This is a genomic window from Dokdonella sp. (genome assembly GCF_049593775.1).
In the GTDB taxonomy this organism is placed as follows: Bacteria; Pseudomonadota; Gammaproteobacteria; order Xanthomonadales; family Rhodanobacteraceae; genus Dokdonella.
The window spans coordinates 1-9,014 of the sequence record NZ_JBAWHJ010000107.1 but is presented as its reverse complement, the minus strand read 5'-3'; the positions used below and the strand labels follow the sequence as shown (position 1 = coordinate 9,014).

Genomic DNA, 9,014 nt, shown 5'->3' with positions numbered 1-9,014 from the left:
TTTCGTAGGAAACGGCTTCAGCCGTGATGCGCTCTGACCAGCCATTCGGCTGCCGAAAGCCGCAACGTGCCGAACGGCATCGGGCCTGAAGGCCTCTCCTACCGGGTTTTCAACAGCCGATTTGCTGGTCAATCGCGTTGCTGGCCCAGGCTTCGATGGTGGACTTTGCGTCTCCGCTACGTTGTTGAATTCAGTTGTTGAATTCAATTTCCGCCTACTCGTGCTCCGGAGCGAACCGCAATGCATGTCGCGCGGGTCCAGGCAGGAACGGTGTCGGCTTGCCCTCGACCCAATCAGCGTGTCCTGCACCGTAGAAGGGGGACAGTGGGTGACCGCTTTGGCCGCCAGCCAATTCGAAATAGCCATGTTCCTCGTCTCCGGGTGCTACGGCGAAGCGTTCCGACGCACCAAACTTTGGCCCCTGCACACGCGGCATGTTGCTGTCGCCAGGTAATTCGTCGGCAGGCATGTCGAGCCATTGCGCGACAAAGCCGGGCAGGGCGCGGGACAGGGGATGAGTGATTCGAGCGGTATTGCGCTCTCCCCAGGTTCTCGCCGCAATTCCTCCGGGTTGTGATTCAAGCCGATCGGCAACACGATCGAGGCTGGCGGACTGCAACGCTTCCCAACTCGGATAGCCTGGCGGCAAAAGGTTTGGCGGTTGCTTGTCGAGCAACATCCAGATGGCGTGCTCGCTCTGGCCCAGCTTGGGCATCTCGAAGTCCGGATGGCGCACCCGCACGGCACCAGCGAACGCTTCGAGTACGACATCCTTGATCTCGTTGCGCCACGCTCGCACGATCCGATAGCTGACCGACTCGATAGACGCACGTCCATCCCAATCTTCGAGCGCCTTGCGAATCTGCGCGCGCTGCGGGGTCGAGGCGCTGTGTTCAAGCAGGTTCACCAGCTTCTTGTGCCAAGGTTCAAGGAAAAGTGCGCGATCATCGAGCTGGATCTCGAGCATGTCCGCGGGCGTGAACTGTTCCTTGCCACGCAGATCGTCGCGAATCTGGCGTTGGCGAGCGCCCAGGTCGTAGCCGCCATCTCCAAGGGCATCAAGATGAGGCCCTTCGTCGGCAGTACGTGCGTTGGCGGTCCACAGCCGTTGCCATGGCGGATTGGAAATCAGCGGGTAGTCCGCCGCCGCGAGCCATCCGCTCCATCCCGTTCCAGGGGTGCTCCAGTCCGCAGGGAGTCTCGGATCGAAACCGCCCATACGCACGGGAATTCGTCCCGCAATGGTCCAGGCAATGCTGCCGAAGCGATCGGCGACGAGAAAGTTCTGGGCGGGCATGCCAGCAGCCTGGGCGATGGCGATGCCTTCATCGGAGGTCTCCGCCAGTTCGAGGCGCAGCAGTTCCAGATTGACGGCGCCTTCACGGTGCGCGGTCCATGCCAGTGCGAGCGGCGTTCCATCGACATCTTCAGCGAGAATCGGCCCCCACTGTGTTTCCCGGATTTCGAGTACTTCGGCCGGCGCATCCTTGACCAGAATCGATTCCCGTACGGCGCTGACCGGCGCACTGCCCTCGGCAGTCAGGTAGCGTGAGGAATCCTCGGGATCCGCTACAACGCGAACCCAGTCGGTAAAGTCTCCGTAGCTGTTGGTAAAGCCCCAGGCAATGGAGCGATTGCTTCCCGCCACGATAGCCGGCGTGCCTGGCAAGCTGGCACCTGCCACGTCGATGGTTTCGCCTGGGCGACGGGGATTCGGGTAGATCAGGCGGACACGGAACCAGATGCCCGGGACGCCAAGGCCCAGGTGCATGTCGTTGGCCAGCAAGCCGGCACCGCCGGCAAGGGCTCCGCTGACGGCAAAGCTGTTGCTGCCCGGAACATCATCGGATCCGGCGTCATCGTTGCCAAGCAGCGATGAGTCGAGCGCGCGCAGGTCGATATCTTCGATCGGTGGCGGATCCGGCCAGCGCATTGGCGGCCCGCTCAGCGGTGCATCCCAACGACCACCGGTTGCCGAAAGAAACTGCCACGCCGATTCCGGCAGAGCATCGTGCATGCGTGAAAAAGCGAGCTCGCGCCGATTGTCGGCGTCGTTCAGGGTGAAATACATGGCGTCGACTACGAGCACCGTATCCTCGCTCGCCCATGGTCGTGGGCTGGTCTGCATCAGCAGGTACGCGAATGGCCGCGTATCCAGTGCGGCAAGCCCTGCGTTTACCCCATCACGATAGCGTTCAATCTGCGTGCGTTCGACTTCCGGTAGAAGTGCCAGCGTGGCTTCGGCGCGCGCACGCATTCGGTGCACACGCGCACGCCGGTCGATTGGGAGCGCTGCAACGCCAAACAGCTCGGCCAGTTCGCCAGCCGCACTTCGCCGCATCAAATCCATCTCGAAGAATCGTTCCTGCGCATGGACGTAGCCAAGTGCCCAGGTGACATCGCTTCGGTTCGAGCCGGCAATGGTGGCAGTCCCACGCTCGTCGCGTTCGACCGAAGTTGCGGCCACGACTTCCGAAGTGACCACATGGCCGTCAAGTAGCGGCAGGCTGCCGCGCAACGCCAGCCAGCCCAGGACGGCAAGAGCGACGGCCAGCACACCGAGCACGACGACTCCCCGAATGATCCAGCATGTGCGTTTTCTCATCTGGAATCTCCGGTTTTCATGCGCTGGTCTCGATCCGCTCGACGCGCTGGAAGCCGCGAGGCAACAGGCTGCCACGGGTTGCCCGATTGCCGCCGTACTCGACCAGGTCGGCCCACTTCAGGATCAGCTTGCGCTGCCCGGCGAACAAGGTGGCTTCACCCTTGCCTTCGGCCACTACCGCCACGCCAACCACGCGTTCGCCTGAAGCCAGTTTGGGTTTCGGTATTTCGATCAGTTTGTTGCCCTTGCCGCCCTTGTCCAGTTCGGGCAGTTCGGCGACCGAAAACATGAGCAGATGTCCCGAGCTGGTTGCCACCACGATACGGTCACGAGCCGAGTCCTCGACCATGGCCGGATTGAGCACATGCGCCTTGTCGTCCAGGTTCATCAGCTGCTTGCCGGCCTTCTTGCTGCCAAGCAGGTTCTCGAAACGGGTGACGAAGCCGTAGCCAAACGTCGACGCCAGCACGAGACGCGTATCGGGGTCGGCGATGGCCAACGTATCGAACTGTGCACCTGCCGGCAGGCTGAAGCGCCCGCTGAGTGGTTCTCCATTGCCGCGAGCGGATGGCAGGGAGTGAGCTGCTGCCGAATAGCTGCGGCCGCTGGAATCGAAGAACGCGACCTGTTGCGTAGTGCGCCCGCGAGCGCTGGCAAGGTAGCTGTCGCCTTCGCGGTAGTTCAGCGCGGCAGCATCGATGTCATGCCCCTTGGCAGCACGAATCCAGCCCTTGACCGACACCACGATCGTCGTCGGTTCACTGGTCACGAGCGCAGCTTCATCAAGGGCCTGCGCCGCGGCCCGGGCGACCAGCGGTGAACGACGATCGTCACCGAACTTCATGGCGTCATCGCGCAGTTCGTCCTTGATAAGCGTCTTCAGGCGGGCTTTGGAATTCAACAACACGTTGATCTTCGCGCGCTCCTGTTCGAGCTCGTCGCGTTCGGCATTGATCTTCATCTCCTCAAGGCGAGCAAGCTGGCGCAGTCGCGTTTCAAGGATGTAGTCGGCTTGCTCCTCGCTGAGGGAAAAGCGCTTGATCAGCACCGATTTCGGATCGTCTTCGGTGCGGACAATGCGGATCACTTCATCGAGATTGAGATAGGCAATGCGCAGACCTTCAAGCAGGTGCAAGCGGCGCTCGACCTTCTCGAGTCGATGTTGCAGGCGACGTGTAACGGTATCGGTGCGGAAACGCAGCCATTCGGTGAGAATCTGCTTGAGATTCTTGACCTGAGGCCGTCCATCCAGCCCGATCATGTTGAGATTGACGCGGTAGCTCTTCTCGAGATCCGTCGTGGCGAACAGATGCGGCATCAGTTCGTCGGCATCGATACGGCTGGAACGGGGAATCAGGACCAGCCTGATCGGGTTCTCGTGATCGGATTCGTCGCGCACGTCCTCGATCATCGGCAGCTTCTTCGCCCGCATTTGTGCGGCGAGCTGTTCGATGATTTTCGAGGGCGATACCTGGTGGGGCAGCGCGGTAATCACGATGTTTCCATCTTCGCGCTGATAGATTGCGCGTGCGCGCAGGGAGCCATTGCCGGTCGTGTACAGATTCAGCAGGTCGCTCTTCGGCGTGATGATTTCTGCTTCGGTCGGATAGTCCGGGCCTGGCACGTGTTCGCAGAGATCCGCGATGGTGGCATCCGGATCGTCAAGCAGACGAAGGCAGGCAGTCACCACTTCGCGAAGGTTGTGTGGCGGAATGTCCGTGGCCATGCCCACCGCGATGCCGGTGGTGCCATTGATAAGGACATGCGGAATGCGCGCCGGCATCCAGGCGGGCTCTTTCAGCGTGCCGTCGAAGTTGGGTGTCCAGTCGACGGTCCCCTGGCCGAGTTCCTCGAGCAGGGCTTCCGCTATCGGGGTCAGCTTTGATTCGGTGTAGCGCATTGCCGCGAACGACTTGGGGTCGTCCTGCGAGCCGAAATTGCCCTGGCCGCCGACAAGCGGGTAGCGGTAGGAAAATGGTTGCGCCATCAGCACCATGGCTTCGTAACAGGCGCTGTCGCCATGCGGATGGAATTTGCCGATCACATCACCAATGGTGCGAGCCGATTTCTTCGGTTTGGCCCCGGCGCTGAGGCCAAGTTCGCTCATGGAGTAGATGATGCGGCGTTGTACGGGCTTCAGGCCGTCGCCGATAAACGGCAGCGCCCGGTCGAGCACGACGTACATCGAGTAGTCGAGGTAGGCGCGCTCCGCGTAGTCCTTGAGCGCGATCTGTTCGTAATTGCCTTGCAGGGTCATGGTGTCCGGTTTCAATGCGTCGACGAAAGGGCGATGCGAACCGTGAATTGTGCCGGATCGGGACCGGTCGCGCATCGTGAGTGCTTGCGTCGGATGTGGGGTGCGCCGAGACTCGGGTCACGGTGGGACGCCGATGACCGGATGCCGCCACCCGGAAAACGGAATTCAGGGCCGAGACATGGGCCCACCATGTAAGGAATCCGCAATGATGCCGGTCCATTCGCTCATGAGCAGTCGCCAACACCAATTCGAAGCCCTTGTTCGCGGGCACTCGACAGACCTGTATCGCTATGCGTATTGGCTGTGCGGTCAGGATGCACTGGCCCAGGATCTGGTTCAGGACACGTTTCTCCGCGCATGGCGCGCACTGGACAAGCTGCGCGAGGTCGGTGCAGCGAAAGCCTGGCTGATCACGATCCTGCGCCGTGAACACGCGCGTTTGTTTGAACGCAAGGCGATGCCATCGGACGATATCGATGATCTGGACCTGCCTGATCCGCAGCCAACCCCTGAACGACGCACCGAGGAATCGGCCTTGCGCAAGGCCATTGCCGGACTCGATCCAAAGTATCGCGAACCTCTCGTACTGCAGGTGCTTGGCGGATTTTCCTGTGCCGAGATCGCCGATCAACTCAATCTTGGTGAAGCGGCCGTGATGACCCAGCTGTTTAGGGCGCGGCAGAAACTGAAAGGACAGCTGGGAATCGAAGACCCAGCTGCCCAAGTGGGTGAACTATGAATTGCCTGGAATTCCGTCGACACCTTGGCAGCGAGCCTGCCAGCAGCCTTGAGGCTTTTGTTGCCCATCGGGAGTCGTGCCCGCATTGCGCCGCTGCCAGTGGACGAGCCGACGTGCTCGAACTGCGCCTGCAAAAGGCCATCAATGTGCCCATTCCCTCGAACCTTTCAGATCGCATTCTGCTCGCCCAGACAACCGAGAATCGGCAGGTCTCACGTTCCCGCAGACGCAGGCGTGGATTGGGAGCACTGATTGTCGCCGCCGCGGCCTCCATCGTCATTGCGCTGGTTGCATTGCCGAACAGGCAACACGCCGTGCCCGAGTTGGCCAAGCTGGTGGTTGAGCACATGCATCACCATGAAGTGGGAGCATCAGAAGCGGGCAGCGAGGTTGGCGACCAGTCCGTCATCGACGCGTTTGCCGCGCGTGGTGTCGCGTTGTCCGCGGTGCCGCAGGGGATCAACTACGTACACCTGTGTCCAGCCGGGCCATACCGGACCGTGCACATGGTCATGCCAGAGCGCAGTGGCGCGGTCAGCGTCTTCTACGTAGCGGATTCGCCATCGCATGAACGTATCGATTTCGACAAAGACGGCATGCATGGACGCGAAGTGCCACTGGGTCAAGGTTCGCTGGTCATGTTGGCAAGCGAGGATCGTGATTTTGATGCCATAGAAACGGTCTGGAAGTCCGCCCTGATCGATGGAGTGGCGAGTGCCTCTGAGCAAGCCCCCGGGGCCGCGCCTGGATCCGCGGCAACGATCGCACGCCTGCCCAGGGCGGCACCCTGAGCCAATCCGGGAAACCAGCCCTGGCTGATCCGCAAGATCCGCCGGCTGGGTATTCCCCTGGACGGGGTTGGAGAAGCTGGGTGCGCTTCCGTCCGTCACGATGAGCTCTCGCGCATGAGGTGTCCTTGCGCCAGGCATGGCGGCTCCCTCTATATCAGGACTCGAGTTTGTCTTCGGGATCCTGCTGATTCTTGGCCAGTAAACGCGCATTTTTTCTGCGCTACTGACCGTAGCCACGTTTGTGGCTTCAAGGGCGATGTTCTGTAATCAGGTCGATCCGCTTGATTCTTCGCCGGCCTTGAGCGAGTTTGCCTACCTGGCAGTTTTACTCTGGCTGGGCGTGGCCGACCCCGGATCGGTTTCAATCGATTTCGTGTTGCAGCGCAGCGCAAACCGCCAGGGCAAGTGAGTCGGACACATGTTCCTCTGCAGACGATGAAAGATTGTGCGTGCATGCTGGGTCTATAGCCTTGCGCGTGCGCGCTGCCCCGAAATCGTCATGGTGGAAGGGGCGCTTTCAGGCTCATCGATTCAAACGCGGCCAATGCACGGGTTTTCCGTCACGCCGCAACAATGCAAGAACACTTGGAGAAAGTCACAATGAATAATCTAAGCGCTGGAATTTCCGGATTCAGTCTCGCCCTCGTCGCAGCCAGTCTTGCTGGTGCCTCGGGTCAGGCGCTTGCCGGTGACGCAGCCGCCAAGGCAGAAGTGGGACACTGCATGGGCGTGAATGCCTGCAAGGGCCACAATGACTGCAAGACCGCGGAGAACGCATGCAAGGGCACCGCCTCCTGCAAGGGCACAGGCTTCGTTGCTACAACAGAATCTGCCTGTGCCGATCTGGGTGGCACGATGGACACCTCCGCAGGAATGGCCAAGGCCGAGCAGGGCGACGTCGTAAAGTGCTACGGAGCGAATACCTGCAAGGGACACAACGATTGCAAGACTGCTGACAATGCCTGCAAGGGACAGGGCGGTTGCAAGGGGCAAGGTTTCGTCGCGATTCCGGCCAGCACTTGCGCCGATGTTGGTGGTACCACGAAGTCCTGATGATTGATCGCGCCCACGGCGTGCGTTCGCTGACGCCCGAAGCCACGGCTTCGGGCGTCCGGCCTTTGTACGGCTACGGACTGGGCCTGAGACCCGAGCATTTCGACGCGGTGTTGCAGGACAATCCTGCTGTCGACTGGTTCGAAATCATCTCCGAGAATTTCATGGTCGCTGGTGGAAAGCCGCGGCATTATCTCGACTCCATTCGTTCGCGTTATCCATTGGCCATGCATGGCGTTTCGCTGTCGATTGGCAGTACGGATCCGTTTGACCACGACTATCTTCGCGCGTTGCGCGATCTTGCGAAGCAGGTCGAACCCATCTGGGTGTCCGACCATCTCTGCTGGACGGGAAACGGTGGCATCAACAGCCATGATCTGCTGCCCCTGCCGTACACCGCGGAGGCCATCACGCATGTTGCATCACGAATCGGCGAAGTCCAGGATTTCCTTGGTCGGGAAATCCTGATCGAGAACGTTTCTACTTACATCAGTTTTTCCGACGCTGAAATGGAAGAAGCCGAATTTCTCGCCGAGATCGTTCGTCGCAGCGGTTGCCGGATCCTGCTCGACGTCAACAACATCTATGTCAGTTCGCGAAACCATGGCTTCGACGCGGACGCATACGTAGCCAGGCTGCCCGCCGAGAAAATCTGGCAAATCCACCTGGCCGGCCATAGCGACTACGGCGACTACGTGATCGATACGCATGATCATCCCGTACGCAAGGAAGTGTGGGATCTCTACGCACGAACGCTGCTAAAGATCGGGTCGGTCACCACGATGATCGAACGGGATGATCATATTCCGCCTCTGGCCGAACTGGTTGCCGAGCTCGAACAAGCGCGCCGTATCGGCGCGGTGATCGAGGCCGGCACCACGATGGAAGCGTGCGCATGATCGCCCTTCGCGACCTCGAGCACCATTTCCTCGATCATGTGCGCGGCGGTGCGCAGTTTCCGCGTGGATTGTGTCAGCAGGGCCGCGTCGACAGCGACATCGGCTTGGGCATCTATGCAAATGCCTATCACTCGAGACTCAGCGAAGCGCTGGAATCCGACCATCCCGTTCTTTCACGCTATCTCGGTGATGCGTTGTGGGAGGAGTTTTGCACACGGTTCGTCAATGACTGTCCTTCCAGGGTGCGCTCACTTCGGCACTTCGGAGCGCAGGCGCCGGCATGGCTGGCTGCTACCGAACCGTTCGCGGCACACCCGCTGATATCCGAGTTGGCCGAGTTCGAGCGTTTGCTGCTGGACGCGTTCGATGCTGGCGATGCGCCGCGCTCGCAGTGGTCGGATATCCGGCAGCTGGATGCTGACGCATGGCCTCGGCTGCGCCTGGAGTTCCATCCCAGCGTCAGGCTGCTGAGGACTGCATGCAACACCGTTGAGATCTGGCAGGCGTTGAAAGATGAACGCGACCCACCCGCGACGGCGGGATCCTGCGTTCCCGCACATCTCCTGTGGCGTGACGAAGAGCGCATCACCCGCTTCCGTCCAGTTGATCCCGACGAACTGATTGCGCTGCAAGTCAGTTTTCAGGAAGCGGGTGACTTTGCACTTCTTTG

General features: G+C 60.6%; 8 protein-coding genes. 6 read left to right on the top strand and 2 right to left on the bottom strand.

Annotated elements, in window-relative coordinates:
- Window positions 1–214: 214 nt before the first annotated feature.
- A complete protein-coding gene (locus tag WBP53_RS03600) occupies window positions 215–2,605 on the bottom strand; it encodes a penicillin acylase family protein (protein WP_423926018.1) in 2,391 nt (796 codons plus the stop codon).
- A 16-nt stretch (window positions 2,606–2,621) separates the two neighbouring features.
- Window positions 2,622–4,862, bottom strand: coding sequence for a DNA topoisomerase IV subunit A (gene parC / locus WBP53_RS03595; RefSeq protein WP_423926016.1), 2,241 nt, complete (start codon window positions 4,860–4,862; stop codon window positions 2,622–2,624).
- 226 nt (window positions 4,863–5,088) lie between these two features.
- Here parC and WBP53_RS03590 point away from each other — a divergent pair, with 226 nt between their 5' ends.
- From WBP53_RS03590 to WBP53_RS03565, 6 genes are all read left to right on the top strand, one after another.
- Window positions 5,089–5,601 carry a sigma-70 family RNA polymerase sigma factor gene (locus WBP53_RS03590; RefSeq protein ID WP_423926014.1) on the top strand — a complete coding sequence of 171 codons (513 nt, stop codon included), beginning with the start codon at window positions 5,089–5,091 and terminating at the stop codon, window positions 5,599–5,601.
- Window positions 5,598–6,392, top strand: a complete 795-nt coding sequence (locus tag WBP53_RS03585; RefSeq protein WP_423926012.1) for a DUF3379 family protein — start codon at window positions 5,598–5,600, stop codon at window positions 6,390–6,392. Before WBP53_RS03590 ends, WBP53_RS03585 begins: the two co-directional genes overlap by 4 nt.
- Window positions 6,393–6,648: 256 nt before the next feature.
- Window positions 6,649–6,801, top strand: a complete 153-nt coding sequence (locus tag WBP53_RS03580; RefSeq protein ID WP_423926010.1) for a hypothetical protein — start codon at window positions 6,649–6,651, stop codon at window positions 6,799–6,801.
- Window positions 6,802–6,992: 191 nt separating this feature from the next.
- On the top strand, window positions 6,993–7,445 hold the full coding sequence (locus WBP53_RS03575) for a hypothetical protein (protein ID WP_423926008.1): 453 nt from the start codon (window positions 6,993–6,995) through the stop codon (window positions 7,443–7,445).
- Window positions 7,445–8,344, top strand: coding sequence for a DUF692 domain-containing protein (locus WBP53_RS03570; protein ID WP_423926006.1), 900 nt, complete (start codon window positions 7,445–7,447; stop codon window positions 8,342–8,344). Before WBP53_RS03575 ends, WBP53_RS03570 begins: the two co-directional genes overlap by 1 nt.
- Window positions 8,341–9,014, top strand: a 674-nt coding sequence (locus tag WBP53_RS03565; protein WP_423926004.1) for a putative DNA-binding domain-containing protein, incomplete at its 3' end; no start/stop codon positions are given. The genes WBP53_RS03570 and WBP53_RS03565, both read left to right, overlap by 4 nt.